This is a genomic window from Amycolatopsis sp. NPDC005232 (assembly GCF_040607795.1).
Taxonomy (GTDB): domain Bacteria; phylum Actinomycetota; class Actinomycetes; order Mycobacteriales; family Pseudonocardiaceae; genus Amycolatopsis.
In genome coordinates this window covers 1-23,858 of the sequence record NZ_JBEXHL010000061.1, presented here as the reverse complement: position 1 = coordinate 23,858, position 23,858 = coordinate 1, and the positions used below count along the sequence as shown (strand labels likewise).

Sequence of the window (23,858 nt, the reverse complement as noted above, 5' to 3'; positions counted from 1 at the left end):
ACTGGGGGTCCGGCCAGTGTGATCTTCCCTCCTCGAACGTTCGGACCGGCAACCGCTGGACAGCCTGCACTTCTGTCGCGGCAAGGCCGCAGAGGCGATCGCAGCATAGCCGGGCACACGTCGCCGATGCGCCTCCACGGCAGACCGCCTACCGGGCGCGTGACCGCGTGGCGTGGTTCCTGGCGGTGCGTACTCGACCCCGACCGGGTCGATTTACGCGCCTGCAACCGTACGCTGGGCCGCCCACGGACTGGATGAGACACTCGTCCCGGCCTTCGCAGCGCCCCGAGTACCAGCACCTCGCCGGTCATCGCCGTGGTCGGGCAGCCGTGCCAGGTCTAGCCGGCGTCGGATGTGAAGCGGGCGTGCAGGGAGCCGGCAAGAGTGGCCACGCCGATGACAGCGGCGGCGAGGAACAGCCCCGCAGCGCGGTGCCAGTGCACGAGCGCGGCGCCGATCAGTGCGCCGACGATCATCAGGACGACGGCGGCTGCTCTTCGGGATGCGAGCCCACGGAACGCCGTGCCCCAGCCGCTCGTCAGGCCCAGGTCCGCGGCCATCCCGGTGATCGTCGAGGTGATGACAACGGTCGTGACGTCCTTGACCGCGATGAACCGCGCCGTCGCGGCCTGCGCGCCCATCGCAGCGCCCAGCGCGGTGGTGACCGCGATCCGGACCCCCGGGGTCGGTACCTCCTCGGCGAGGAGAACCACAGCGGCGATGAGGACGGCCAGGGTCACCACGGCGAGCAAGCCGCTGACGCGCGGGTTCCAGCCTGCTCGTGTGCCACGCAGCGAGCGCCCCGCGGCAGCGGCACCTGCCATGAAACCGACCAGCGCGAGCGCCGGGCCGGTGATCGGCAGGTCGTCACTGCCGACCAGAGCCATCCCGAGTACGACGACGTTGCCTGTCATGTTTCCCGTGAAGACCTTGTCGAGACCGAGGTAGCCGACGGCATCGACGATGCCCGTGGAGAAGGTAAGCGCGAGCATCAGCTGGAGGTGCAAGCGGCTCGCGGGCAGCGATCGGAGCCGAGCCGGAACACCGTGTCCCTCGGTACCGCTCCGGTTGAGTCCGCGTGGGGGCTGAGGCGAGGAGATTTTCATGTCCTCAACCTCGGCCCGTTCCGCACCGGAACCACGGCGGGCACCGATGCCGAGACCGACTCGACCGTCGATCCGGGTCGGATCGCACTTGGACGGCCACTTCCGACCGCAAGCACGGCCCCGTTGCCTGTTTCATCCTGGTCATCACCCACCACCTGCTCGACGTAACACCGATCACCAAAGACCTTGGCCGGGGGCTGAACCCAGGGACTGTTTCGAACAGCCCGGGCGGGTCAGCTGGTCGCCCACGGCGCCTTGTCCGGGTTCAGGAGCCCAGCCGGATCGAACACCGTCTTGATCGCCCGCTGGAGGTCCAGGGAGCCCGCCAGTTCGCGTGCCGCCGCGTCGCGCTTGAGCAGACCGACGCCGTGCTCGCCTGTGACGGTCCCGCCGAGCTCCAGCGCGAGCGCGAGGATCGCGTCGAACGCGGTGCGTGCCCGCGCGACGGCGTCCGCGTCGGTCTGGTCGTAGACGATCGTCGGGTGCATGTTGCCGTCGCCGGCGTGACCGAACGTGCCGATCAGGACTCCTGCGCGTTCGGCGATCCGCTCGATCCCCCGGAGCAGCGCCGGCACCGCGGTCAGCGGGACCGCGACGTCGTCGAGCAGTGTCGCGCCGCGGCGCTCCAGCGCGGGCAAGGCCAGCCGCCGAGCGGCGATGAGCAGCTGCCCCTCCGCCTCCTCGTCGGTGATCAGAACCACGTCGGCTCCGGCCTGCTCGCAGAGCTTCGCCATCGCGGCGATCTCCTCGGCGCCCTCGAAGCGCCCCGCATCGCTGCGGGCGAAAAGCATCGCCTCGGCGTCGAGGTCCAGCTCCATCGGCTGAAGGGTCTCGACCGCGCCGATCGTCGTGCGGTCCATCAGCTCCAGCATGGACGGGCGGTGGCGGCGGGTGATCGCGTTGATCGCCTCGCCCGCTGCGTCGAGCCGAGGAAAGCTCGCCGCGAGAGTGTGGGCGGCGGGTGGCATCGGCAGCAGCCGGACGGTCGCCTCGGTGACGATCGCCAGGGTCCCCTCGCTGCCGCACAGCAGGCTCGTCAGGTCGTAGCCCACGACGCCCTTGCGCGTCGCGCGGCCGACCCGCAGAACCTCGCCGTCAGCGCGCACTGCCTCCAACCCGAGCAGCGCGTCGCGCGTCACCCCGTATTTCACGCAGCACAGGCCGCCGGCGTTGGTCGCCACGTTGCCGCCGATCGTCGAGAACTCGTAGCTCGCCGGGTCTGGGGCGTACTGCAGCTCTTCGGCCGCCGCCGCCTTGCGCAGCGCGAGGTTGATGACACCCGGCTGAACGGTCGCGGTCAGCGCCGCGGGGTCGAGGTCGAGGATCTTCGACATGCGCTCGAGCGAGATGACCAGGCAGCCGTCGATCGCGTTGGCGCCGCCGCTGAGCCCGCTGCCCGCCCCGCGCGGGACGATCGGCACACCGGCCCGCGCCGCGGCGCGCACCGCGGCCTGGACCTCGGCGGTCGTCGTCGGCCGCGCCACCGCGGCCGGCGTGCCGGCCGCCAGCAGGCCGGGCGCGGCCTGGTCGTGGCGGTAGGAGGCCAGCACCTCGGGGTCCAGGATCAGCCGACCCGCGCCGGCGGCCGCAGCCTCCCGGACCAGAGCGGTCGTGGCGTCGGTGCGGGTTGCGCTCATCGGGACCTCTCGCTGTAGAAGCGCCGCAAGTGCTCGACGGACAACCGCCGCGCTGTTTCCCCGTCGCCGTCGGTCACCGCCTGCAGCATCGCCTCGTGCTCGGCGATCAGCTGCTTCAGCCTTGAAGGTGGGTCGGGGAGCGCCTCCAGGTGCGACAACAGCGCCTGGGAGATGGAATCGCGGACCGCGAGCATCATGATCGTCAGCGCCTGGTTGCCCGACGCGCGGACGACCTCGAGGTGGAAGCGGATGTCGGCGACATCGAATGCCGCGAGGTCCGTACCGGCCGCGCGCATGAACGCGATCTGGTCACGGGCGAGATTGAGGTCGGGTCGTGGATCGCGCGTGGCGGCCTGCTCGAAACCCGCACCCTCCAACGCGGCGCGCAAGCCGATGAGGTCGTCGAGCGGCACGCGCCCGAGCCGCAGCAGGTGCACGAGCGTGTCGCGCAGCGGGTCGGTGGCCAGTTTGTCGACCGCGACGACGCGCAGCGGCGACGTCGGGCCGGTCGCGACCGCGAGCCCCTTGGTCTGCAGCGCGCGCAGCGCCTCGCGGATCGTTGTGCGCCCCACACCGAACCGCTCGGACAGCTCCCGCTCGGGTGGCAGCGCGCTACCGGGCGGCAGTTGCCCGCTGAGGATCAACTCGAGCAGCTGGTCGGCGACCTGTTCATAGACTGGCCGACGGTCCATCGGCTGCGGATCGGACACCATGGCAACTACGCTACAGCCAGGTCCGCTTATCAGACCAGGCTCTACTGAGATCTTCGGCCGGCACCGCCATCCCGTCCCGCGCTGACAGGCAATCGCGACAACCCGTCGCCAGTCCCTCAGGTTGCCAAAGTCCGCTGGTCAAAGGCGATGTGGACCCTGGCGGGGAGTCGCAATCGGACGCCGAAACCGCCATTTTGCCGAAGATCATGCTTGTCAGACCAGCAGTCCAGAAGGTACGCTCACCGCCTCGTGAACTGGATCACATCGGTGTGCTCCGGTGCCGCATGGGAAGGGATGAGCGTGTGACAAAGCGAGTGGAGGGAAAGGTCTGCTTCGTCACCGGTGCGGCGCGAGGTCAGGGCCGGAGCCATGCGGTGAGGCTTGCCGAGGAGGGGGCCGACATCATCGCGGTGGACCTCGCGGCTCGGATCGACACCGTGCCCTACGCCCTGGGCACCAGCGAGGACCTGGCGCGGACGGTCGAGGAAGTCGAGGCCCTTGGCCGCCGGATCGTGGCGGCGAAGGCGGATGTCCGCGACTTCGCGGCGTTGAAGTCCGCCCTCGACGAGGGAGTCGCCCGGCTGGGCGGGCTCGACGTCGTCTGCGCCAACGCCGGCATCTTCAGCACCGCACGCCTGGAGGACCTGGAAGACGCGGCCTGGGCTGACATGCTCGGAGTCAACCTCACCGGCGTCTGGCACACCATCAAGGCGGCCATCCCGCATCTGCGGGCGCGTAAGGGCGGTTCCATCATCCTGACCGGCTCGACCGGCGGCCAGCGCGCGATGGAGAACGTCGGCCATTACGTCGCGGCGAAACACGGCGTCGTCGGCCTGATGCGCACAGCTGCCCTGGAGCTGGGGAGCGAGAACATCCGTGTCAACGTCGTCCATCCCACCACCGTCGACACCGGCATGATCCAGAACCAGTCGACCTACGACGTGGTCGCTCCGGATCTGCCGCGGTCCGATCGGACGCGCGAAACAGCCGCCCCGCGCTTTCAGTCGATGCACACCCTGCCGGTCCCGTGGGTCGAGCCACGCGACGTCTCGAACGCGGTGCTGTGGCTGGCCTCCGAGGAGTCCCGTTACGTCACCGGCAGCGAGGTCCGGGTCGACGCGGGTCAAGTGATCAAACACGTCTGATACGTCGTGGTCCGTACCCGCAACAAGAGATTCGAGATGAGCAATGATGCGCTATCACTCGGCAGCGAGCGGTGAAACCACAACAACGGGTAAGTGGCGCCGGACGACCATGGCAGCCGTCGCGGCGGTGTCCGTCGGCGTTCTGACTGCCTGCTCGAGCGGCGCGGGCGGTACCTCCGGCGGCGGAGGAGGCCAGGCCGACGTCGCGGGAGCCAAGCAGTTCATCGCGAAGTACGAGGCCCCACAGACTTCGTTCAACCTGTCGCCGCTGAAGTCGGCGCCGCCCCGCGGCAAACGAATCGCGCTCGTCCACAACAACACCCCGAATTCGCACAGCAACCTGGTGGGGGAGGAAGCAGCGGCGAAGGCGCTGGGCTGGACCGCGATCCCGTTCGTCTTCGACCCCGGCACCCCGACCGGCTTGCAGGACGCGTATGCGCAGGCACTCGCGGCGAACCCGGACGGCGTCGTGACCGCCGGTCAGGATCTCAAGGACTTCGCACCGACAGCAAGGCAACTCGCGGCGAAGAACATCCCGGTCGTCACCTCGGCGACCGCCGACCCGGTCGGACCACCACTCATCGCGAACGTCACCGACGCGAGCCAGACCGCGCTGGCCGCGCGGATCATCGCCAACTACATCGTCGCGCAGAAGGGAGCGGACGCGAACGTCGTCATGTTCAACATCCCCTCCTTCTCGATCCTCGGAGTTTACGAGACTTCGTTCAGGGACGAGCTCCATAGGCTTTGCCCTGGTTGCAAGTTCAAGTCGGTTCCGGTTCAGGTCACCGATATCGGTACCAAGCTTCCCGCACAGGTCGTCAGCACCGTGCAGACCGATCCGGGCGTCAACTACGCCGTGATGGCGTTCGGCGCCCTCGCGACCGGTGTCTCCGGTGCGCTGCGAGCTGCCGGGATCACCGACGTCAAGATCGCGGGAGAGGCCCCGGACATCCAGAACATCGGCAACCTCGCGAACGGGTCCGAGGACATGTGGGCCGGGTATCCGCTCATCGGAATGGGCTGGAAGTCGATCGACGCGCTGGCGCGGCATTTCAACGGCGAATCGCCGGAAATCGACACCACCGCGCCGGCGCCCTTCCAGATCCTGACCAAGTCGAATGCCCCCAACCCTCCGGTTCTCCCAGAGGTGAAGGACCATGAGAACTATTTCAAGAGCCTGTGGCACGTCGGCTGACCGGCGATTCCTGGAGAAAAGCTGAAATGGCACCCAATTCACCCGGAAAACCGTTGGTCGTCGAGAACCTGTCGAAGACCTTCGGGGGAGAACACGCGCTGCGAGAGGTCGACTTCGAGGTCCGTCCCGGCGAGGTGCACGCCTTGATCGGGTCGAACGGGTCCGGCAAGTCGACGATGATCAAGGTCCTGGCCGGGTTCCACCAGCCCGATCCCGGTGCCAGGGCGCTCATCGGCGAGGCCCCGTTCCACCTGGGCAACTCGCATGACGCGGAGGCCAACGGTATCCGCTTCGTGCACCAGGAACTGGGCTTGATCGGGAACATGGATTCGGTCGACAACGTCGGGCTCGGGCGGGGCTTCGAAGTCTCGGGAGGCCGGATTCGCTGGCGCGTCGAGCGCAAGCGGGTCCGGAAACTGCTCGACCGGCTCGGTGTGCACATCGACGTGCGGATTCCCGTGGAGTCCCTGTCGCTCGCCCAGCGGACGATGATCGCCATCGCGCGCGCGATCGATGTGGGTGCCGAGCACGGCGGGGTCCGCTTCCTGGTCCTCGACGAACCGACGGCATCGCTCGGCGGCCAGGACGCGCGCCGGTTGTTCGAGGTCGTCGAAAGAATCCGAGACGAAGGCGTCGGTGTCATCCTGGTCTCGCACCATCTGGACGAGGTGCTCGGCATCGCCGACCGGGTCACGGTTTTGCGCGACGGCACTCGCATCGGCACCTTCGACAAGACCGGTCTCGACCGGGACAAGTTGATCCACCTGATGACCGGACGCCGGCTCGCCGCGGTGGAAACCCAGACAGCCACCCGCAAAGGGGGTGAACCGGCGCTCTCGGTGCGGGGGCTGACCGGCACGGTCCTCGACGGCATCGATCTGGATCTGTGGCCTGGTGAGATCCTCGGCATCGCGGGTCTGCTGGGCTCGGGCATGGAGGAACTCCCGCCGCTGCTGCTCGGTCTGGTCCGCCGGAAATCGGGCGACGTTCGCGTGACCTCCTCCTCCCTCCGGAGGGTCACGCCCGCGCGCGCACATCGGCACGGCATGTGGTTCGTTTCGGGCGACCGAGGGAAATACGGCGTCTTCCCGACATTCTCGGTGTACGAGAACATCACGATCTCGGACCTCGGGCCGTTCGCGAAGTGGGGTGTGCTCCGGCGTCGCGCCGAGCGGGCCGGTGTCCAGGAATGGATGCACACTTTCGACATCCAGCCACCGTCGTCGACTGCGAACATCATGAACTTGTCCGGCGGCAATCAGCAGAAGGCCGTGCTCGCGAAGGTGTTGCGGACCCGGCCCAGGATCCTGGTCCTGGATGATCCGACGCGTGGCGTCGATGTTGCGGCGAAAGCTGAGATCCACCGGGTGATGGACCAGGCGGCCGCGAACGACACAGCGATACTGCTCTGCTCTTCGGATCACGATGAAATCGCCCGGTTGTGCGACCGGACCCTGGTGTTGCGCAAGGGCGTGATCGCCAGGGAACTGAGCCGGTCGGAAGTCGACGCCGACACCCTCGGTGATCTGGTCATCTGATGGAAAAGGAAGCAGGCGTGAACGAAATGTCTCCCGTGGGCACGGCGCGGGCCGCCGCCGATGGCACGGAATCCGCGGTGCGGCAGGACGTCGGTGCACCGGCCGGCCGCCGCCGGCTCAAGCTCGGCATGGACCGCTACAGCGGGCTGTACGTGCTCGCCCTGATCATTCTGGTGTTCGGTCTCTGGGTACCGGAAACGTTCCTGACCGTCCAGACCTTCAAAGGGATCGCCCTGCAACAGGCGATCACGGCGATTCTGGCGCTCGCGTCCCTGGCGCCGTACGCCGCCGGTGTCTTCGACATCTCCGTCGCCGCCATGCTGGGACTCAGCGTCGTCGTCGTCTGCAAGTTGCAGTCGATCGGCGTGAACGCGGCAGTCGCGGTGGTGCTGACACTCCTGGTCGGCACGGTGGTCGGGGCGGTCAACGGATTCGTCGTCGTCGGGTTGCGCATCAACTCGTTCGTCGCCACCCTGGGCACGTCCTCGGTCCTCGGGGCGCTCGTCTACTGGGTGTCCGACAATCAGCAGATCACCACGGGTATCTCCGAAAGCTTCGTCGAACTGGGCCAAGGCGCGGTTCTTGGCATCCCGTTGCCCGTCGTGTACCTGGCGGTCGTCGCCTTGGTCATCGGTTTCGTGTTGGAATTCCGGCCGGTCGGGCGCAAGTTGTACGCCACGGGCGGGAACGAACTAGCGGCGCGCCTGAGTGGAGTGCGCACCGATCGCCTGGTCGTCGCCTCCTTCCTGATCTCCGGCACCATCGCGGCGCTGGCGGGCGTCATCTTCGCGGCCATGATCGGCTCCGCCTCGCTGACCGCGGGCCCGCCCTTCCTGCTCCCCGCTTTCGCTGCGGTTTTCCTCGGCGCCACACAAATCCATTCCGGCCGCGCCAACGTGCTCGGCACCTTGATCGCGGTGGCCGTGCTCGGTACCGGCGTCAAAGGCCTGTTGCTGGTCGGAGCGCAGTTTTGGGTCAGCGATCTGTTCAACGGGCTGGCTCTGATCGCGGCCGTGGCGCTGGCGGTGAGGCGGAGCCGTAGCGGCGTTTGAGCACCCCACGACGGACCGATCGGGAGAGGACAGGATGACCGGTACACCGGGGCTCAGGGGCATCGCCCGCCTCAAGATCCACGACGGCAAGCTCGAGGAGTTCAAACGCCTGTCGGCGGAGTGCGTCGAGATCATGCGCGCCAGGGACACCGGGACGCTGCAGTACGAGATCTACCTCGACGAAGACGAGACCGAGTGCGTTTTCCTCGAGAGCTACAGCGACTCCCACGCGCTGCTCGACCACAACGAGAACACCGGCGATGTGCTGCAGGCGATGCTCGCCACGGGCACGGTGACCGCCGAACTCTTCAACGCGAGCGACAGGCTGAAGGCCATGTTCGCCGACGCCCCGGTTCGTTTCTTCACGTTGTTCCGGTCCCTTTGACGGCCGCCGTAGCCATCACACGGAGAAATGGGAGAAAACCATGAGCGCACCCGCCGAGGCCCGGCACCGCCTGTTCGTCTGCTGGTCCCTGAACGATCCCCAGGATGAGAAGGGGATCCGCGTGATCTCCGAGGCCATCGCCCGGCAGCAGGACATCCCGGGTGTCCTGTCCATTCAGGACGGTCGGCGGACGGCGCAGGTCGACTGGGAGGGGCCGGAGGACTCCTTCGACTACGCGATGTCGCTGACGTTCGACAACTTCGACTCCGTGCGGGCGTATCCGCCGCATCCGATCCACCAAGCCCTGGTCTCGTTGATCCTCGAGCTGGGTTCGAACATCAAGGGATTCTGGACGGACCTGTAGACCGGACCCGGCTCACGTCAGGAAGGGCAGGACATGCACACATCGAAGATGCGCGAGCGGCGTCCGGTGGTGGCGTCGGAGGACGTCGGGAGCTGGCACGACAGGGTGGACGTGGTCGTCGTCGGTTCAGGGGCGTCGGCGCTGGTGGCAGGGGTGATGGCCGCTGCCGGAGGCGCGAGGGTGATCGCCCTGGAGAAGGCGGCCGAGACCGGTGGGACGACCCGGAAGTCCGGCGGCAACGCCTGGGTTCCCGACGACCACCGGACGCGGGCGCTGGGGCTCGCGGACTCCCGTGACGGTGCGCTGCACTACATGGCGCGGACTTCTCGTCCGGAACTGTACTGGCCCGAGGCCCCCAGCCTGGGGCTGCCGGACTGGGAGTACGAAGGGATCTGCTTGTTCCTCGACGAGGGCGCCAGGGCCTTCGCCGGGCTCGCGGAGATGGGAGCACTCGACACCATCCCGTTGCCGGACATCCCGAACTTCTACTCGGCGGTCGACCGGGTCGTGCACGGCCGGACGCTGGCGCCGCGCGCGCCGAACGGCGATCCGGCGGACGGACCGGAACTGGTCCGGCAGCTGAGCGAGGCGCTCGAACAGCGCGGAGGAAGGATCGAGCTGGAGCACCGGGTCGTGAGCGTCGTCGTGGACGGCGAGCGCGTCGTCGGCGTCCTGGCCGATACCCCACACGGCTCGCGCGCCATCCACGCGGCGCGGGCGGTGATCTTCGGATCGGGCGGCTTCACGCACAACGTGGATCTGCGCCGCTCGTTCATCCGCGGTCCGGTGTTCGGTGGCTGCGCGGCGCGCAGCAACGAGGGTGACTTCGTGTCGATCGCGCAGGCGCTCGGCGCGGACATGCGCAACATGTCCGAGTCGTGGAATGCCCCGATCCAGCTGGAGCGGGCGCTGGCGGGTGATCCGACGTTGACGGGGACCTTCAGCGTCGTGGGCAACAGCGTGCTGTGCGTCAACCGGTACGGCCGCCGGGCGATGAACGAGAAGTCGGTCTACAACGAGGCCACGGCACCGATGCTGCAGTTCGACGGGATCCGTTGCGAGTACCCGAACATGCTCATGTTCGCGGTCTTCGACCAGGCCAACTACGACGCGTTCCGCGGCACCCCGTTCGACGGCGGAGCCTTGCCCGCGGTCGGCGAGGACGACCGTCACGTCATCCGGGGCGCCACGCTCGAGCAGCTGGCCGAGCGCATCGACGAACGTCTTGCCGAACTGGCCGGCGCCATCGGGGGTCTGCGACTCGCCGCGGACTTCTCCAGCCGGCTCGCGGCCACGGTCGACCGGTTCAACGGTTTCGCGCTTCAAGGCCGCGACGACGACTTTCGGCGCGGTGACACCGAGATCGAGCGGTATCTCTATCGGCTCGTGTCGAACGCCATCCAGCTCGGCACCGATTCGCAGCTGGGCGGCGGCGCGTCGAATCAGGCGGCCTCCTTCGGTCCGGGCAAGGCGGGGTGGATGGAACCGGAGGCCAACGGCAACTCCACGATGGCACCGCTCGCCGAGAAAGGTCCCTTCTACTCGGTGATCCTGGCGGCCGGGATGCTCGACACCAAAGGTGGTCCGCGCACCGACACCCACGGCAGGGTGCTCGACGGCAACGGCGCTCCCATCACCGGCCTCTACGCCGTGGGCAACTGCGCAGCGTCTCCGTCGGGCAAGGCGTACTGGGGCGGCGGTGCCACGCTCGGTCCGATGATCACCTACGCCTGGCGCGCCGGCCGGCACGCCGCGGCCCCCGATCGGCGGTGAAACGTTGGCGACACTTGTCAGACCAACAGTCCAAGGGATAGCATTACCGCAAAGTTAGCAAACCTATTTCGAGTCTTCGTGCGGCCGATTGCCCGTTGTTCTGGACTGGCCAGAATCCGAAGATGGCCGTGTCACAGGTCCGGTCAGTCCATCCATCCGCAGGTCTGGGAGGCCCGCCTTGTCTCAGCTGGATTTCACCGGGCAGGTGGCGATCGTCACCGGCGGCGGCCGGAATCTCGGTCGTGGCTACTGCCTCGAACTCGCTCGGCGAGGAGCGGCGGTCGTCGTCAATGACATCGACGGCGATGCGGCCGACGCCGTCGTCGAAGAGATCGAGCGCGAGGGAGGCAAGGGGCTCGCCTCGCGCGACACGGTCGCGACGGCCTACGGGGGGAAAGCGATCGTCGCGAAGGCGGTCGAGAGCTTCGGCACCGTCGACATCCTGGTCAACAACGCGGGCAACGTGCGCGCCGGAGATTTCGCCGACCTGAGCCTCGACGACTTCGAAGCTGTGCTCGCGGTGCATCTCAACGGTGCGTTCTGCGTGACCCAGCCGGCGTGGAGGATCATGCGGGAGCGAGGCCGGGGCCGGATCGTGATGACGGGCTCGGCCGCGGGGATGTATCCCGAACAGGGCTACAGCGAGTACGCCACCGCGAAGGCCGGGATCATCGGGTTCACGCGCGCGCTCGCCGCCGAGGGCAGGGACCACGGAATCCACGTCAACGCGATCCTGCCGCAAGCCGGGGGGTCAGCGATGACGTCGACGGCGGGACCCATCGCCAGCCTGAAGGACGCGAAGTTCGCCGGCCCCGACGCGAGTCTCGGGCCGTACAAGTCAGTCGAGGCCGTGAGCCCGCTCGTGGTCTACCTCTGCTCCCCGGAGTGCGCTCATACGGGCTTGGCCCTGTCCGCGGGAGCCGGCTGGTTCGGCCGGGTGTTCGTAGGCCTCACGAACGGCTGGACGACACCTGAGCTGGGTGTGCCGGCGACCGCCGAAGAAGTCGCGCGGCACTTCGACGAGATCGTCGACACCGAGCGGTACGAGGTGCCGGACGGCGCCTCGGACGAGCTGGGACACATCGCCAAGCGACTGGGACTCGCCACCGGATGAGCGGGGGCGCATTCAATGCGAAATGGGAAGAACAGCGGGAGATCAGAGTGACGAAGGCGATACGGTTGCGAGAACACGATTCGACGCCCGTCGTGGAGACTTTCCTGCCGGACGCGTATATCGAAGGGCCCGCCGTCGAGCTGGCCGCGTTCAGGAAGCCGCGGCTGGAGCCGAAGCTGGCGGTGGTGCTCGCGGCCGACGTCCCCGCGGGCGCGTCGCCCGGCGATGCCGCCCGCGCGGTCACCGGCGTGTTCTTGACCGTCGACATCCTCGACGCGACGGCGGACGGCTTCGAAAGCGCCGCCGGCGGTGGCTTTCTGCTCGGGGAACAGCTGCTTCCGCTGGAGCTCGCGGGCGAACTGCGCCTGCGGCTCGACGGTGAGCTGGTCGCCGCGGAGCCGGTGGCGAGACTGGGTGATCCGGTGACCCGGATCGCGTGGTGGGCCTCCGAGGTCGGCGGCCTGCACGCCGGCGACGCGGTCTTGCTGGGCTTCCCGGCGGCCGGCGTTCGCGCCACACGGGGCACGTTGCTGCTCGAAGGACCACTCGGCGCGACGCTGTCGGCGGACCTGCGGGACGCGGCATGAGCCCCTTGGCGCAGCGCCTCGAGCAGGCTTGGACGACCGGGGTGCCGGTCATGCCGCTGTCCGAATCCGACGGGCTGACCCGCGAGGACGCGTACGAGGTCCAGCACGCCTGGACCGCGATGCGAGTGGCCGGCGGGGAGCGCGTGGTCGGCCGCAAGATCGGTTTGACCAGCGCCGCGATCCGCGCGCAGGCAGGCGTCGATGAGCCCGACTACGGATCGCTCTGGGGCTCGCGCCAGTACGTCGCGGCTGGTGGGCGGGCGGAGGCGCCGGCGGAGACGTTCGTGGCCCCGCGAGTCGAGGGCGAGCTGGCGTTCCTGCTCGGCGCGGATCTGGGCGAGGGCGCCACCGCCCAGCAGGTTCTGGCGGCGACCGAGGCGCTGGCGGTGTCGATCGAGATCATCGACTCGCGCATCCGGGACTGGCGCCTGACGATCGCCGACACGATCGCCGACAACGCCTCCTACGGCGGGTTCGTGCTCGGTCCCTGGTCGCGTGGGTTGCGCCACGCCGATCTCGGCACGCTCGGCATGGTCATGCACCAGAACGGTCACGTCGCGGCCACCGGTGTCGGCGTCGAGTCGTTCGGCCATCCCGCACGCGCCGTCGCCTGGCTGGCACGCAAGCTGGCGAGCTTCGGCGAGCACCTGTCTGCCGGTTCGATCGTCCTTTCGGGCGCGCTGGGCCGTGCCCCGGATGTCGCCCACGGCGACGAAATCACGCTTCGCATCACCAACAATCCGCCACTCACCGTGAGGTTCACATGACCCGCCAGATCACCGCGGCCATCGTCGGCTCAGGCAACATCGGGACCGACCTGATGTACAAGCTGCAGCGCTCGACGCTCATCGAGCCGCGTTACCTGATCGGCATCGACCCCGCCAGCGAGGGCCTTGCCCGCGCGCGGAAGATGGGCCTGGAGACCTCGGCCGAGGGCGTCGACTGGCTGCTGTCGCGACCGGAACTGCCCGACCTCGTCTTCGAGGCCACCTCGGCCAAGGTCCACGCAGCCGCGGCGCCCCGCTACGCGGAGGCGGGGATCAAGGCGATCGACCTGACGCCTGCCTCGATCGGTCCGTACGTTGTCCCGCCGGTGAACCTGGAAGACCACATCGACGCGCCCAACATGAACATGGTGTCGTGCGCCGGGCAGGCGACGATCCCGATCATGCACGCGATCGATCGCGTCGCCGACGTCTCCTACGGCGAGATCGTCGCGGCGATCGCCAGCGCCAGCGCAGGCCCGGGGACGCGCCAGAACCTCTCGGAATTCTCCGAGAAGACCGCGCGGGCACTGGAGAACCCCGGCGGCGCCGACCGGGGCAAGGCCCTCTCGGTCATCAACCCCGCCGAGCCGCCCATGCTGATGCGCGACACGGTCTACGCACTGGTTAAAAACGTCGATCCGGAACGAATCGAGAAAAGCGTCATGGAGATGATCGGTCACGTCCAGGAGTACGTGCCCGGCTACCGCCTGCGGCTGTTCGACGTCGAAGGTGAGCAGGTCACGGTGATGCTCGAGGTCGAGGGCGCCGGCGACTTCCTGCCGGTCTACGCGGGCAACCTGGACATCATCACCGCGGCGGCCACCCGGGTGGGCGACGCGGTGGCCCGCCGCATGACCGGCGCCGAGGTGATGGCATGACTCGCCTGCACGTCGTCGACACCACCATGCGGGACGGAGCCAACTCCTTCTCGCACCAGTTCACCACCGACCAGGTCTCGGCGATCGCCGCGGGTCTCGATCGCGCTGGGGTCAAGCTGATCGAGGTCACACACGGAGACGGCCTCGGTGGCTCATCGCTGCAGCTGGGCCGTGCGGCGCACTCCGACGCGGAGTACATCACCGCCGCGGTGCAGGCGGTCGAGGAGGCACGGATCGCCGTGCTCTACGTCCCCGGGATCGCGACGCTGAAGGACCTCGCCGTCGCGAAGGAGTGCGGTGCACAGGCCGTGCGGATCGCCGTGCACTGCACGGAGGCAGACTGCGCCGAGCAGGCGGTCAGGTGGGCACGAGAGCAGGGGCTCGAGGTCCTCTGCTTCCTGATGATGAGCCACATGATCAGCCCCGAAGCACTGGCAGAGCAGGCCGCGCTGCTCGACGGATACGGCGCGCACGTCGTCTACACGGTGGATTCCGCCGGCGCGCTGACCCCGTCGGGCGCGGCAGCGCGCGTCGCGGCGATGCGGGCCAGGGTGTCGTGCGAGGTGGGCTTCCACGCCCACAACAACCTCGGCTGCGCGGTCGGCAACACGCTGGCGGCGATCGACGCGGGTGCCACCTACGTCGACGGCTCACTGCGTGGCCTGGGCGCCAGCGCCGGCAACGCGGCCACCGAGGTCCTCGTCGCTGCTCTGCAGCGCGACGGCCACGAAACCGGGATCAACCTCTTCGACCTGGTCGACGTCGCCGAGGACATCGTCGCGCCGATCATGCCGCGTCCACAGGTCATCGATGCCACCGCGCTCACCATCGGCTATGCGGGCGTCTACGGCACCTTCTTCCTGTTCGCCAAGCGCGCGGCCGAGAAGTACGGCGTCGACAGTCGTGAAATCCTGCTCGAGCTCGGTCGTCGTGGTGTCATCGGCGGTCAGGAGGACATGATCATCGACGTGGCCGCGGAGCTGGCCGGAAAGGCAGATCTCCCGGCCGGAGCAGGAGTGCGGGGATGAGCACGGTAAAGGAATTCAGGTTCGGGTTCAGCGGTAACGCACTCGACGTCGACAAGCTCGTCGACGAGGCGGTCCGAGCTGAGCGAGTCGGCTTCGACGTGTTCCAGATCATCGACTTCGCCGGCACGCTGTCGCCGCTGGTCGCGTTGGCGGCGGTGGCGCGGGCGACCAGCAAGATCAAGCTCGGCCCGTTCGTGCTGAACACCGCGTTGTGGAACCCGGTGACGGTCTGCCGGGACCTGGCGACGTTGGACCGGATCAGCAATGGGCGCCTGGAAATCGCGCTAGGGTCCGGTATTTCGCTGCCGGACACCCGTGGCTTGATGCCTCAAACACGGGACGAGCGCTTCAATCGGCTGCAGGAGACGGTCGCGGCGATCAAGGCGACAGTGGCCGAGCCCGGTATCACTCCCGGCTTCGTGCAGCGGCCGCGACTGGCGATCGCGGGAACGGTGGACCGGGCGTTGAAGCTGGCGGCCGAGGAAGCCGACACCTTCCTGATCGCCTCGGTCCCGCCGGTACCGAAGGCCGAGGGACTGGCGTCGTACGAGGTGATCCCGGAGCGGGCGGCCACTGCGAAGTACCTGGACCGGCTACGTGACCATGCCGGCGCGCGGGCCGACCTGCTGGAGATCGGCACCAGCGCTTCGGTGATCCTGACCGACGACACCGACGCGGCACTGGCCGAGCTCGCGAAGACACACATCTACCTGAGTCCTGAGCAGATTTTCGAATCGCCCAAAATGTTGGTGGGCAGCTTGGAGCAGGTCACCGATCAGATCATCCGGCGCCGCACCGATCTGGGCATCACGTACCAGTCCCTGCGGGCGCCGACGCCCGAGGAGCTCGCTCCGGTGATCGACGCGGTCAAGTCCAAGTCCTCGGACGACCGGAGGCCGGCATGATCCGCGGTATCCACCACATCGGCATCCACACACTGGACCTGGACCGGCTGAAGTCCTTCTACGAGAAGGCGTTCGGCTTCGAGGCGGTGGGCGAGGAGTTCGACCTCAAGGATGAGCCGGTGGCGTCTCTGGTCGTCGGCCTGCCCGGCGCGGCCGCGCGCGTGGTGATGATGAAGGCGCAGAACTGCTTCATCGAGTTGTTCGAGTGGTCGTCGCCGGCCGGAGGTCCGCTTTCGCCCCGGAAGGCGAACGACTTCGGGTACACCCACTTCATGATCGATGTCTCGGATATCGACGCGGAGTACGACCGGCTGGCAGAGCTGGGCATGACGTTCGTGCACCCTTCCGCTGTGCGCTTCGGCAACAACGCGTCGGTGTACGGGAAGGATCCCGACGGCAACATCATCGAGCTCGGTGAAATTCCCCCCGGCGACAGCATGCACCTCGAAGTCGGCGGCTCGTGAAGGAGTTGTGCCTTGAGCGCTAAGACGATCTACCTGGTTTTCGGTTCGCCGGCCGCTTCGGACAAAGCCGAGGAGGTCAGCCGTTGGTACGAGCCGCATCTGATCGAGATGTGCACGCTTCCCGGCCTGATCTCAGCGCAGCTGTTCAAGCCCAGCAGCGTGCAGCTGCCCCGTCTCACGACCACCCTGCCGCAGACGATGGCGCTCTACGAGTTCGACACCAACGACCTCGAAGGGGCGTTCAAGACGCTGTGGGCGAGCAGCCTGACCCGGAGGATCGGTCCTCCCGCCGAGGACACCTTCACGCTCGACCCGGACTACCAGTCGGCGGTGTACAACCTGGATTCCGAGTATCCCGAAGACCACGGGAACGAGGCTCCCGGTCACGGACTGCCACCGCCGCCGCCGGCGCGCAGGCAAATCATGCTCGTCTTCGGCTCGCCGACCTCTCCGGAGAGGGAGGAGGAGGTCAACGGGTGGTGGGAACCACACCTGAAGCAGGTGACGCGTTCTCCCGGGCTGATCGCCTGCGGCTTGTACCGGCCCAGCAGCGTGCAGCTTCCTCGTCTCACGACCACGCTGCCGCATAACCTGGCGGTGTGCGAGTTCGACTCCGACGACCTCGCCAGGGATGTCGAAGTCTTGTATGCCGGCCATCTGGAGGGCTCCAAGACGGGCGTGTTCGAGCCGGGCAGGTCGATCCCGCCCCCTCCGGAAGGTTCGTTCCTGCTCGACCCGGTCTACCAGACGGGGATCTTCGAGCTGGTGTCCCAGTGGCCGAAAGCCGTCTGAGCGTCGATCGACGCGGTGCACCACGCAAGAGCCCGTCGACATCCCCCACCTATCGGCTGTCTCAGCGAACCGGTCTGACAGCCATCTGTGCAGCGAAGGAGCACGTTGATGAGTACCGAACCCCAGATCGCCGCGGTAGCCCTGTCCCACAGCCCGCTGATGGTCGGGGACACCGAGCACCGCCAGGGTCTTCGTTTCAGGGACGGGATGGCCCGGCTGAAGTCCGCCGTGGAGGCGTTCAACCCCACGCTCGTCGTCTTCTTCGGCCCCGACCACGGGCGCGCGCTGACCGGGATCGCGCCGTGCTTCACGGTGGTCGAGTCCGCCGACGGGTATGCCGAGTGGGACCTGCCCGAGGACGACTACGACGTTCCGCGCGGCACGGCCGTCGCCCTCGGCGACCACCTCGTGGCAGCCGGCGTGGACACCGCTGTGGCCCCGCGGCTGCGACTCGATCACGGTTTCGGCTTGTCCATGAAGGATCTTTTCGGCTCGATCGCCGCGGTTCCCGTGGTGCCGATCCTCATCAACTGCATCGAGCGGCCACTGGCGACAGCGGCGCGTACCGCCACCCTCGGCGCCGCGGTGGGCGAGTTCATCCGCAGGCAGGTACCCGAGGGCGAACGGGTGCTCGTGGTGGGCTCGGGCGGCATCTCACACACCCCTCCGTCGCAGCCGGCCGGTGCCGATGAAATGACCGAGTCCGAGCGTCAGAAGCTGCTCGTCGAACAGCTCGCCGGTGCGGCGAAGGCGATCAACCCGGAGTGGGATCGTCAGTTCCTCGACGGGCTCGCCGGCACGGAATGGGAACGGCTGGCCGAGTTGACCGCCGACGATCTCGTGGCGGCCGGCACCGGCGGAGCCGAGGTGCGGACCTGGATCGCCGCTGCCTTCGCCGGTCGCGGGCCGCTCACGACCGTGGCGTACGAGCCCGTGACCGAGTGGATCACCGGGATGGGCATCGCGGCCAGCGCCACGCTGCTGAAGAGCTGAGCACCGGGATAGGACAGACCGGATTCGGTCGACACGTCGCACGGGCCACGTGGCCGCGGTGGGCCCGTGCGACGGATGAGGGGAAACGTTGTTCCGTGCGCAGCGGGGAATGCGCCTTGTTCGTGGGCAGCGCGACGTCACCGCGCGGGGGGCCGGAAGCCGCTCGTGAGGCGACCTCGGTATGGGACGCATCAAGAGGAAGAAGGATTCCCGTGATCAGTGAAGCGTTTTCGCGCAGGCTCCACACAACCCTGGTCGGAGGCTAGCGCGGTGGACCAGTCGATCAGCTTCGATCCAGCCGATCCGGCTGTGGGACGGACAGTGGTCGCCGCGGGCCTTCGGACGCACTACCTGGAAGCCGGGAGCGGAGAGCCGCTGGTGCTTCTTCACGGGTCGGGACCCGGTGTGTCGGCCTGGGAGAACTGGGCCGGGGTGATCCCGGATCTGTCGCGCCGACGGCGCGTGCTGGCGCCGGACATCCCGGGCTTCGGCGCTACCGAGCGCAAGCCGGACGGCGAGTACGGCATGGCGTTCTGGGTTGATCACCTGTTCGCGTTCATGGACGCCGTCGGCGCCACCGGGGCGCCGGTCGTGGGCAACTCGTTCGGTGGCATGCTCGCGATGGCCGCTTCCCTTCGTGATTCCCGGCGCATCGAGCGGCTCGTTCTGATGGGCTCCGCGGCGGGCGATGTTCCGATGAGCGAGGCGCACCAGCTCGCCGCTCGCTACGACGGCAGCCGAGGGGAGCTGGAGCGGATCCTGAGCCTCTTTCCGTTCGACCCGGCGCTGCTCACCCCGGAGATGGTCGACCGCCGCTACGCGGCGAGCGTCCGGCCCGGTTCGCAGCAGGCGACGCACAAGATCGCGCCGGCGCCGGGCAAGGAGAGCGAGGCGGTGATCAAAGCGACCCCGGAGGCAGAGCTCGCGGCGATCGAGACGCCGACGCTGATCCTTCACGGCCGTGACGACAAGGTTCTCCCGGTCGAGCTCGCGATCCGGGTGCACCGGGCGATCAAGCCGTCGCAGCTGCACACGTTCGGCAACTGCGGCCACTGGGTGCAGCTCGAACGCCGGGACGAGTTCGTCGCGCAGGTCCTGGAGTTCGTGGGAGGGGGGCGATGACCGTGCGCCGGAGCCACTCGAACTCGGCTGTCGTCTCACCCCACTGGCGTGCGACCGAGACCGGACACGACGTGCTCGCCGCCGGCGGCAACGCACTCGACGCGGCGCTCGCGACGAACGCCATGCTCTGGGCTTGTTATCCGCACATGTGCGGGCTCGGCGGAGACATCTGGATCCTGTACTTCGACGCCGCGACGTCGCGGGTCCACTGCCTCAACGGCTCAGGCGGCGCCCCACGGTCGGCCACTCCGGAAGAGTACGCACGGCGTGGGCACACACGGGTGCCTGTGAAGGGCCCGCTTTCGCTGGCAGTGCCCGGGGCGGCCGCCGGCTGGGACGACGGCTCCCGGAGGTTCGGCAGCATCCCGGTCGCGGACCTGCTGCGCCCCGCGGCCAAAGCAGCGCGCGACGGAGTGGAGATCACGCCCAAGCTCGCCGGGTGGATGGCCAAGGACCGCGAACTCCTGACCGGCGATCCCGGTCTCGCGACGGTGTTCACCGAAGCCGGGGAGCCGCTGCCGGCTGGGGCCACCTTCCGGCAGCCGGCATTGGCGGCGACGCTCGACCGCCTCGCGGACGCCGGATTCGCCGACTTCTACCGCGGTGAGCTGGGCGAGGCCCTGGCCCGTGGCACAGCCGAAGCCGGCGGCCTGCTGACCGCCGACGATCTGAAAGCCCACGCGTCGCTCTGGGTGCAGCCGGTGACAACGCGGTTCGACGGCGTCCAGGTGGTCACGACGCCTCCGAACAGCCAGGGCGTCACCGCACTGGAGATGCTGAACCTCTTGTGCCTGCTCGAAGGGGGCAGGGCTGCCCCTGGCTCGGCCCGTCAGCTCAACGCCTTCCTCGAGGCGAGACGGCTGGCTTATATCGACCGCAACCGGTACCTGGGCGACCCCGCGCACGTCACGGTCCCGGTCGACATGCTGTCGAGCCTCGACCACGCGCGAAGGGTGGCTGACGACGCGAGCGTGCTGACGGCGGGCTCGTCGAAGCCGCTGGAGGGGGACACGGTCTACCTCGGCGCCGTCGACCGGTGCGGCAACGCGTGCTCGGTCATCCAGAGCATCTACCACCCGTTCGGCTCGGGTTTCGTCCCAGCCGGTACGGGGGTGCTCATGGCGAACCGGGGCGCGTACTTCTCCCTGGACAAGGAGCATCCGAACGTGATCGCCCCCGGGAAGCGGCCCGTGCACACCTTGATGGCGTCGATGGCGCTCAAGGACAACCGGCCTTGGCTCGTGTTCGGGACGATGGGCGGGGAGGGACAGCCCCAGACCAACGTCCAAGTGCTCCTGCGCGTACTGGCGGGCGCGAGTCCCGCCGAGGCCGTCGCTGCGCCCCGCGTGTTGAGCGGTCAGCTCTTCCCCGGTGACGCGGACGACCAGCTGCACGTTGAGGAGCACTTCGGCGCCGACGTGATCGCCGAGCTGCGGCGCCTGGGCCACAAGGTGAAGCTCGTCCCGGCGCACGACGAGATGATGGGACACGCCCACGCGATTCTCATCGACGGTGACCGGGTCCAAGCGGGAGCGGACCCTCGCAGTGACGGTGCCGCGCCCGAGCCCGGGTGAGCCGCTGGCGGAGTTCACCCAGCAGCCGGACGACGTCGTCGCGGAGCACATCCTGATGGTCTGCTGGGCGCTGGGCGGGACCCGACGACCAGTTCGAGTACGCCATGGTGGTCACGTCCCACGATCTCGTCTCGGTACGGGGTACCCGCCGCCTCCGGCCCACCAGGACCTCGTTGCGACGAGGCGGCGTGTCGCGCCGGACATTCGTGAGTTCTGGGTCGGTGGGACGCCGGGGGAGTAGCCGAGCTGAGGGCGCCGTCGGTGCCGCCAGGCCAGGGGAAATCCCTCGGCCTGGCGGCCGCTCGGATAAAGCACGGATATCAGCTGTCACTCGCCGGCGAAACTTCGGCACTCTCGACTGCTGCGATGTCTTTGAAGACCGCGGTACTGTTCGCGGTTGGGGACATGACCGGGGAGTGGAAACCGCATTTGGGACACGGCTCGGCAAGTACGGCTTGCTCTTGACGGAGCTCGAACTCCTTGTCCTGCAGCGTTGTACCAGGTCGGATAGTCGGGGTGGACCCACCAGGTGAGGTGGATGAATCCCGGCTTGGTCATGAGGTGGTGGCGGGTGTCCCCGAACACCACGGCGAACGTCTAGTACGCGTCCGGGCTGGAGAAACGAACACGCTACATGCTCAGATATACGGACATCAAAAGCTCCTCGGGCCGGCTGAACAGCTCAAGACCGGCGACTGGGCCACTTATGAAGGCAGGCAGTGAGTGGACTGCCCTTTGGCATTTGTGGCGAACACCTCGTCGCACGTATCCTCGTCGACTGCTTCGAGCGGCATCGCTTTGTTGACTCCGGCGTTCAGGAACACGCCGGTGAGGGAGCCGCCGAAGCGGTCACGGACTTCCCCGATGAGACGGTCGGTGTCGCCGAGCGACGCTACGTCCGCCTCCACGATTGCGACCTCGCCGGGGAGCGCGGCGCGCGCCGGCCGAATCGATTCCGGGTTTCCACCGGTTACCAGGACCTTCGCGCCGCGCTCGTGCAGCAGTTGCGCTGCGCCGAAACCTTGTCAAGTCAATCGAGACTCAGAGCTGGGTGGTGCCGCCGTCGACGGCGAGCTCGATGCCGGTGGTGTAGGTGGCGTCGAAGGCGAGGAACGCGGCCGCACGGGCGATCTCGGCGGGGGTGCCGTACCGCCGCATGGGATTTTGCGCGATCCGCTCAGCCTTGAACTGCGCGGCGGCCTCTTCGGTCAGGTTCATCTTGTCCAGGACTCCCGTGTCGATGGGACCGGGGCTGATCGCGTTGACACGGATTCCGCGCGGAATCAGCTCACCGGAGAAACTGCGGGCCATCGAGCGCAACGCCGCCTTTCCGGCCGCGTAGACACTGGTCTCCCGCAAGCCCATGACGTTCGCGACCGAGGTGGTGAGGACGACGCCGGCGCCTGTGCTCAGCAGCGGGGCGAGCTTCTGCACGGTGAAGAACGCGCCCTTGACGTTGATCGCGAACAGCTCGTCGTACATCTCCTCGGTCGTCGACTCGAAGGGCGTGAGGGGTGAGATGCCGGCGTTGACGAACAAGGCCTCGACCGTGCCGAGTTCGGTCTTCACCTGGTCCGCCATCGCATCCAGGTCCGGCAGGGACGCCACATCGCCTCGGACGGTGATCAGGTTCTCACCGAGCTGTTCCCGCGCCGCGTCGAGCGCAGCCTGGGAACGACCGGTGATCACCACGCGCGCGCCGCCGTCCACCAGCAGCCTCGCGATCCCGAGCCCAATGCCGCTGCTGCCGCCCGTGATCACTGCGTTCTTGTCGCTGTACGCATTCATTCCGCGTCCTTTCGTTCTTGGTGGTCGCAATTCGGTCCCACGGGAATGCCGCCGGTGTCAGTCCTTGCCCACTGCTCCCGCGTCGCCTCGCCGCCAGGGGTGGCGGTCCGGCCGGGAGACACGATGTTGACCCGGACCCCGAACGAGGCCAGCTCCAGCACCGGCCCCCGGCTGTAGTTCTCCAGCGCCGCCTTCGCCACCGTGGAGTGCAGGAACGGTGGGGCGACGGTGGGCGTCGCGGCGGCGGTGACGGGCACGATCGCGCCCGAACGCCGCTCCCGCATCCCCGGCGCGAACAACGAGTCGAGCCGCACCGATGACAGGAGTTCGGGTCCAGCGCGTCCTTCCACTCCTCATCAGCGATGGCCAACGCACCCTTATGCGGCTGTGCCCCCACCAACGTTGTGAACCCCGATGTCGGGCCCACCAGACGCCTGCTCCGCCGCCGCAAAGCTGACGTGCGATTGCCGCGCCGATTCTACGAGAACCACCCGTGACCACGGCCCGGTTTCCCACGAGTTCCCGCGTTCCCGATCCGTTCTGCATTGTGGTTATGCCAAAGTTTCCTTCAATTGCGTTTTGCCCGTTCGACTGGAAAGAGTAGGAGGCACAGGCGAAATTTCAGCAGGCCTCGTAGGGGATTCCCATTCCGCCCGGCACGTTCCGCGCCCGCGCGACAGGACCACGAGCCGGTCCTGGAACGCCGTCGCCGGGTTCAGAGCGCTGAGCACGGCCAGGCCGGTCACCGTCGGCCTGGCCGTCCGGGGACACTCGTCGCCAACGGCGACAGCCGAGCGTGTCGATGATCACCCGGGGACGGCGATGGTGCTGTGCATTCAACGCTGGGTCGGGTATCAGCGGCGGGTTTGGATCTTCAGGTCGCCTGCGGTCGCAGTGCGGATGTGGTCACTGGCGAGCATGTCGTGCGGGTAGCC

23 protein-coding genes and 1 pseudogene are annotated in these 23,858 nt (G+C 68.0%); 18 read left to right on the top strand and 6 right to left on the bottom strand.

All coding sequences use genetic code 11. The features are described from left to right. Window positions 1–338: 338 nt before the first annotated feature. From ABZU76_RS49595 to ABZU76_RS49585, 3 genes are all read right to left on the bottom strand, one after another. Window positions 339–992, bottom strand: coding sequence for a YoaK family protein (locus tag ABZU76_RS49595; RefSeq protein ID WP_354884888.1), 654 nt, complete (start codon window positions 990–992; stop codon window positions 339–341). Between the two features lie 347 nt (window positions 993–1,339). Continuing rightward, the gene (locus ABZU76_RS49590; protein ID WP_354884885.1) at window positions 1,340–2,743 is read right to left on the bottom strand and encodes an FAD-linked oxidase C-terminal domain-containing protein; all 1,404 of its coding nucleotides are present in this window, start codon (window positions 2,741–2,743) and stop codon (window positions 1,340–1,342) included. Then, the gene (locus ABZU76_RS49585) at window positions 2,740–3,456 is read right to left on the bottom strand and encodes a FadR/GntR family transcriptional regulator (protein WP_354884883.1); all 717 of its coding nucleotides are present in this window, start codon (window positions 3,454–3,456) and stop codon (window positions 2,740–2,742) included. The genes ABZU76_RS49590 and ABZU76_RS49585 overlap by 4 nt, the downstream gene beginning before the upstream one ends. A 194-nt stretch (window positions 3,457–3,650) precedes the next feature. Here ABZU76_RS49585 and ABZU76_RS49580 point away from each other — a divergent pair, with 194 nt between their 5' ends. The 18 genes from ABZU76_RS49580 (at window position 3,651) to ABZU76_RS49495 (ending at window position 21,135) form a co-directional block, all read left to right on the top strand. Further along, window positions 3,651–4,601: a mycofactocin-coupled SDR family oxidoreductase gene (locus tag ABZU76_RS49580; protein ID WP_354884880.1), complete on the top strand. Its 951-nt coding sequence runs from the start codon at window positions 3,651–3,653 to the stop codon at window positions 4,599–4,601. A 109-nt stretch (window positions 4,602–4,710) separates the two neighbouring features. Continuing rightward, window positions 4,711–5,799, top strand: a complete 1,089-nt coding sequence (locus ABZU76_RS49575) for a substrate-binding domain-containing protein (RefSeq protein ID WP_354884877.1) — start codon at window positions 4,711–4,713, stop codon at window positions 5,797–5,799. A 26-nt stretch (window positions 5,800–5,825) separates the two neighbouring features. Beyond that, on the top strand, window positions 5,826–7,337 hold the full coding sequence (locus tag ABZU76_RS49570) for a sugar ABC transporter ATP-binding protein (RefSeq protein ID WP_354884874.1): 1,512 nt from the start codon (window positions 5,826–5,828) through the stop codon (window positions 7,335–7,337). After that, the gene (locus ABZU76_RS49565; RefSeq protein WP_354884871.1) at window positions 7,337–8,389 is read left to right on the top strand and encodes an ABC transporter permease; all 1,053 of its coding nucleotides are present in this window, start codon (window positions 7,337–7,339) and stop codon (window positions 8,387–8,389) included. Before ABZU76_RS49570 ends, ABZU76_RS49565 begins: the two co-directional genes overlap by 1 nt. Window positions 8,390–8,423: 34 nt before the next feature. Beyond that, window positions 8,424–8,774: an antibiotic biosynthesis monooxygenase gene (locus tag ABZU76_RS49560; protein ID WP_354884868.1), complete on the top strand. Its 351-nt coding sequence runs from the start codon at window positions 8,424–8,426 to the stop codon at window positions 8,772–8,774. A gap of 40 nt (window positions 8,775–8,814) precedes the next feature. Then, complete coding sequence (locus ABZU76_RS49555; RefSeq protein ID WP_354884865.1) at window positions 8,815–9,138, top strand: Dabb family protein; 324 nt, start codon at window positions 8,815–8,817, stop codon at window positions 9,136–9,138. A gap of 33 nt (window positions 9,139–9,171) precedes the next feature. Continuing rightward, on the top strand, window positions 9,172–10,911 hold the full coding sequence (locus tag ABZU76_RS49550) for an FAD-dependent oxidoreductase (RefSeq protein WP_354884862.1): 1,740 nt from the start codon (window positions 9,172–9,174) through the stop codon (window positions 10,909–10,911). A gap of 178 nt (window positions 10,912–11,089) precedes the next feature. Continuing rightward, complete coding sequence (locus ABZU76_RS49545) at window positions 11,090–12,025, top strand: SDR family NAD(P)-dependent oxidoreductase (protein WP_354884860.1); 936 nt, start codon at window positions 11,090–11,092, stop codon at window positions 12,023–12,025. A gap of 47 nt (window positions 12,026–12,072) precedes the next feature. After that, entirely contained in the window at window positions 12,073–12,612 is a 540-nt protein-coding gene (locus ABZU76_RS49540; protein ID WP_354884857.1) for a fumarylacetoacetate hydrolase family protein, read from the top strand. Beyond that, complete coding sequence (locus ABZU76_RS49535; RefSeq protein WP_354884854.1) at window positions 12,609–13,379, top strand: fumarylacetoacetate hydrolase family protein; 771 nt, start codon at window positions 12,609–12,611, stop codon at window positions 13,377–13,379. Before ABZU76_RS49540 ends, ABZU76_RS49535 begins: the two co-directional genes overlap by 4 nt. Further along, the gene (locus tag ABZU76_RS49530) at window positions 13,376–14,257 is read left to right on the top strand and encodes an acetaldehyde dehydrogenase (acetylating) (RefSeq protein WP_354884851.1); all 882 of its coding nucleotides are present in this window, start codon (window positions 13,376–13,378) and stop codon (window positions 14,255–14,257) included. The genes ABZU76_RS49535 and ABZU76_RS49530 overlap by 4 nt, the downstream gene beginning before the upstream one ends. Beyond that, the gene (dmpG, locus tag ABZU76_RS49525) at window positions 14,254–15,285 is read left to right on the top strand and encodes a 4-hydroxy-2-oxovalerate aldolase (protein WP_354884848.1); all 1,032 of its coding nucleotides are present in this window, start codon (window positions 14,254–14,256) and stop codon (window positions 15,283–15,285) included. Before ABZU76_RS49530 ends, dmpG begins: the two co-directional genes overlap by 4 nt. Further along, entirely contained in the window at window positions 15,282–16,190 is a 909-nt protein-coding gene (locus tag ABZU76_RS49520; RefSeq protein WP_354884845.1) for an LLM class flavin-dependent oxidoreductase, read from the top strand. The genes dmpG and ABZU76_RS49520 overlap by 4 nt, the downstream gene beginning before the upstream one ends. Further along, window positions 16,187–16,654, top strand: a complete 468-nt coding sequence (locus ABZU76_RS49515) for a VOC family protein (protein ID WP_354884842.1) — start codon at window positions 16,187–16,189, stop codon at window positions 16,652–16,654. The genes ABZU76_RS49520 and ABZU76_RS49515 overlap by 4 nt, the downstream gene beginning before the upstream one ends. 12 nt (window positions 16,655–16,666) lie before the next feature. Then, window positions 16,667–17,446 carry a hypothetical protein gene (locus tag ABZU76_RS49510; protein ID WP_354884839.1) on the top strand — a complete coding sequence of 260 codons (780 nt, stop codon included), beginning with the start codon at window positions 16,667–16,669 and terminating at the stop codon, window positions 17,444–17,446. 108 nt (window positions 17,447–17,554) lie between these two features. Next, complete coding sequence (locus tag ABZU76_RS49505) at window positions 17,555–18,439, top strand: hypothetical protein (protein WP_354884836.1); 885 nt, start codon at window positions 17,555–17,557, stop codon at window positions 18,437–18,439. 219 nt (window positions 18,440–18,658) lie between these two features. Then, window positions 18,659–19,561: an alpha/beta hydrolase gene (locus ABZU76_RS49500; RefSeq protein WP_354884833.1), complete on the top strand. Its 903-nt coding sequence runs from the start codon at window positions 18,659–18,661 to the stop codon at window positions 19,559–19,561. Beyond that, window positions 19,558–21,135, top strand: coding sequence for a gamma-glutamyltransferase family protein (locus ABZU76_RS49495; protein ID WP_354884831.1), 1,578 nt, complete (start codon window positions 19,558–19,560; stop codon window positions 21,133–21,135). Before ABZU76_RS49500 ends, ABZU76_RS49495 begins: the two co-directional genes overlap by 4 nt. A 704-nt stretch (window positions 21,136–21,839) precedes the next feature. On the opposite strand, the pseudogene ABZU76_RS49490 reads toward ABZU76_RS49495, so the two are convergent. The 3 genes and pseudogenes from ABZU76_RS49490 to ABZU76_RS49480 all read right to left on the bottom strand — a co-directional run. Further along, a pseudogene (locus tag ABZU76_RS49490) lies at window positions 21,840–22,145 on the bottom strand (SDR family oxidoreductase); the annotation flags it as partial. Between the two features lie 31 nt (window positions 22,146–22,176). After that, window positions 22,177–22,923 carry an SDR family oxidoreductase gene (locus ABZU76_RS49485; RefSeq protein ID WP_354884830.1) on the bottom strand — a complete coding sequence of 249 codons (747 nt, stop codon included), beginning with the start codon at window positions 22,921–22,923 and terminating at the stop codon, window positions 22,177–22,179. Further along, window positions 22,920–23,237 carry an SDR family oxidoreductase gene (locus tag ABZU76_RS49480; protein ID WP_354884827.1) on the bottom strand — a complete coding sequence of 106 codons (318 nt, stop codon included), beginning with the start codon at window positions 23,235–23,237 and terminating at the stop codon, window positions 22,920–22,922. The genes ABZU76_RS49485 and ABZU76_RS49480 overlap by 4 nt, the downstream gene beginning before the upstream one ends. Window positions 23,238–23,858 lie beyond the last annotated feature (621 nt).

What these genes read in the sequence shown, in the direction of transcription:
- ABZU76_RS49595 (WP_354884888.1), bottom strand. Translation starts at nt 992, where the DNA reads ATGCTCGCGCTTACCTTCTCCACGGGCATCGTCGATGCCGTCGGCTAC.
- ABZU76_RS49590 (WP_354884885.1), bottom strand. Translation starts at nt 2,743, where the DNA reads ATGAGCGCAACCCGCACCGACGCCACGACCGCTCTGGTCCGGGAGGCT.
- ABZU76_RS49585 (WP_354884883.1), bottom strand. Translation starts at nt 3,456, where the DNA reads ATGGTGTCCGATCCGCAGCCGATGGACCGTCGGCCAGTCTATGAACAG.
- ABZU76_RS49575 (WP_354884877.1), top strand. Translation starts at nt 4,711, where the DNA reads ATGGCAGCCGTCGCGGCGGTGTCCGTCGGCGTTCTGACTGCCTGCTCG.
- ABZU76_RS49570 (WP_354884874.1), top strand. Translation starts at nt 5,826, where the DNA reads ATGGCACCCAATTCACCCGGAAAACCGTTGGTCGTCGAGAACCTGTCG.
- ABZU76_RS49565 (WP_354884871.1), top strand. Translation starts at nt 7,337, where the DNA reads ATGGAAAAGGAAGCAGGCGTGAACGAAATGTCTCCCGTGGGCACGGCG.
- ABZU76_RS49560 (WP_354884868.1), top strand. Translation starts at nt 8,424, where the DNA reads ATGACCGGTACACCGGGGCTCAGGGGCATCGCCCGCCTCAAGATCCAC.
- ABZU76_RS49555 (WP_354884865.1), top strand. Translation starts at nt 8,815, where the DNA reads ATGAGCGCACCCGCCGAGGCCCGGCACCGCCTGTTCGTCTGCTGGTCC.
- ABZU76_RS49550 (WP_354884862.1), top strand. Translation starts at nt 9,172, where the DNA reads ATGCACACATCGAAGATGCGCGAGCGGCGTCCGGTGGTGGCGTCGGAG.
- ABZU76_RS49535 (WP_354884854.1), top strand. Translation starts at nt 12,609, where the DNA reads ATGAGCCCCTTGGCGCAGCGCCTCGAGCAGGCTTGGACGACCGGGGTG.
- ABZU76_RS49530 (WP_354884851.1), top strand. Translation starts at nt 13,376, where the DNA reads ATGACCCGCCAGATCACCGCGGCCATCGTCGGCTCAGGCAACATCGGG.
- dmpG (WP_354884848.1), top strand. Translation starts at nt 14,254, where the DNA reads ATGACTCGCCTGCACGTCGTCGACACCACCATGCGGGACGGAGCCAAC.
- ABZU76_RS49520 (WP_354884845.1), top strand. Translation starts at nt 15,282, where the DNA reads ATGAGCACGGTAAAGGAATTCAGGTTCGGGTTCAGCGGTAACGCACTC.
- ABZU76_RS49515 (WP_354884842.1), top strand. Translation starts at nt 16,187, where the DNA reads ATGATCCGCGGTATCCACCACATCGGCATCCACACACTGGACCTGGAC.
- ABZU76_RS49505 (WP_354884836.1), top strand. Translation starts at nt 17,555, where the DNA reads ATGAGTACCGAACCCCAGATCGCCGCGGTAGCCCTGTCCCACAGCCCG.
- ABZU76_RS49495 (WP_354884831.1), top strand. Translation starts at nt 19,558, where the DNA reads ATGACCGTGCGCCGGAGCCACTCGAACTCGGCTGTCGTCTCACCCCAC.
- ABZU76_RS49485 (WP_354884830.1), bottom strand. Translation starts at nt 22,923, where the DNA reads ATGAATGCGTACAGCGACAAGAACGCAGTGATCACGGGCGGCAGCAGC.